This is a genomic window from Coleofasciculus sp. FACHB-712, from assembly GCF_014695635.1.
Classification (GTDB): domain Bacteria; phylum Cyanobacteriota; class Cyanobacteriia; order Cyanobacteriales; family FACHB-T130; genus FACHB-T130.
Genome location: NZ_JACJOQ010000348.1, coordinates 1 through 1,644, shown reverse-complemented (window position 1 = coordinate 1,644; position 1,644 = coordinate 1). Strand labels below are relative to the sequence as shown.

Sequence of the window (1,644 nt, the reverse complement as noted above, 5' to 3'; positions counted from 1 at the left end):
GAACGCCTGAGCGCGTCTAGGCAATAAAATCCTAGCTTGCCAATAAACATTGTTTCACGCGATCGCTTTTTCGCTTAAGTATCCGGATCGACACCGAGCGATCGCAGTTGTTCTGCTAGTCGTTCTGCTGCCTCTTCTGGGGTAAGAACTAGAGAACCTTCTGGGATAAAGTAGCGCAATTTTCCGGCTTCTATACCCAAATACAAATCTAGAACCTCACTCCACAGCCAGCCTTGAGGGTTGGGCGCGATCGCTTGATATTGTTCTCCTACCAACCGGAAACCCGCAAACTCTAAACTTTCGGGATCGAACCAAAAGTATTCTGGCGTGCGAAAGCGGTTTTGATACAACTCTTTTTTGAGATTTCGGTCAATGCTAGCAGTCGTATTGGACAGTAATTCGATAATTAAATCGGGATATTTGCCTTCTTCTTCCCACACTACCCAAGAGAGACGCTCTTTTTTTTCCGTGTTTTTCACTAGGAAAAAGTCTGGTCCTCTAAAGTCTCGATTTCGCAATTGCTGCCGACTAAAATAAACTGTCAGATTAGCGCCAATAAAAAAATTATTGCGATCGCGCCAAAACCATTCTAAGCAACTCACCAATAAAGCTAGTTGCTTGTAGTGCAAAGAACTTTCCATTTCTGGTTCATCGCTCAAAAGTTTTGTAGCATCTGGCATTTGTGCTTCTAATTCTTGTGCTGTTTGGTACATATTGCCACCTGCTCATAGCTATTTTAAATTTCAAATTTTAGAGATGAGAATAGAATTTGTATCAAGATGCGATCGCTTTATCAACTTATTCTATAAAAATAAACAAAGCCCGCATAGGCGAGCTTTGTTTGTATAGTCCCAGCATTTTATGCTGCGGGTCAATCAATGTAACGATGCGTTAAACTTTCGAGCGGTCGGTCAAAATCTCATGTCCATCTTCCGTTACCAATACCGTATGCTCAAACTGAGCTGACAGGGCATTATCCACCGTCACTGCTGTCCACTTGTCGGATAAGATACGGGTAAATTTTGAACCAGCATTTAAAATCGGCTCAATTGCCAAAGTCATTCCAGCCCGAAGCTTGACATTGGGCATTTCGCGGGTGCGGAAATTAAAAACTGACGGTTCTTCGTGCAAATTCCGTCCAACACCGTGTCCGGTGAAGTCTTCCACAATACTAAAACCATTGCTTAGCACATGGTCTTGAATGGCACCTGCAAGGTCGAGCAAGTAGGCTCCAGCTTTAACTTGTTCAATTCCTTTAAAGAGCGCTTCTTCTGCCACGCGGATTAACTTAGCCGCTTCTGGTGTCACTTCACCAACGGCGATAGTGATGCAGGAATCACCGTGATAGCCCTGGAAATAAGCACCTGTATCAACTTTCAAGACATCGCCAGTCCGAATCACTTTTTTGGCGTTGGGAATGCCATGTACGACTTCATTGTTGATGCTGGAGCAAATGGAAGCGGGGAAGCCGTGATATCCCTTAAAACTGGGCGTTGCCCCCATTTCGCGGATGCGCTTTTCGGCATAAGCGTCTAAATCCGCCGTTGTCATACCGGGCTGCACCATCTCTTGAATTTCTTTCAGCACGGTTGCCACAATCTTCGCCGCCTGTCGCATGATTTCAATTTCACGCTGTGACTTAAT

At 44.7% G+C, this 1,644-nt stretch carries 2 protein-coding genes; both read right to left on the bottom strand.

Going from position 1 to position 1,644, the window contains the following annotated elements; translation table 11 throughout:
• Nucleotides 1–74: 74 nt before the first annotated feature.
• Entirely contained in the window at nucleotides 75–713 is a 639-nt protein-coding gene (locus H6F50_RS08875; RefSeq protein WP_190428406.1) for a Uma2 family endonuclease, read from the bottom strand.
• 178 nt (nucleotides 714–891) lie between these two features.
• A partial coding sequence (map, locus tag H6F50_RS08870; protein ID WP_190428405.1) for a type I methionyl aminopeptidase occupies nucleotides 892–1,644 on the bottom strand: 753 nt, incomplete at its 5' end.

Excerpts from the sequence above, each read along its gene's own strand:
- H6F50_RS08875 (WP_190428406.1), bottom strand. The coding sequence starts at position 713 with ATGTACCAAACAGCACAAGAATTAGAAGCACAAATGCCAGATGCTACA.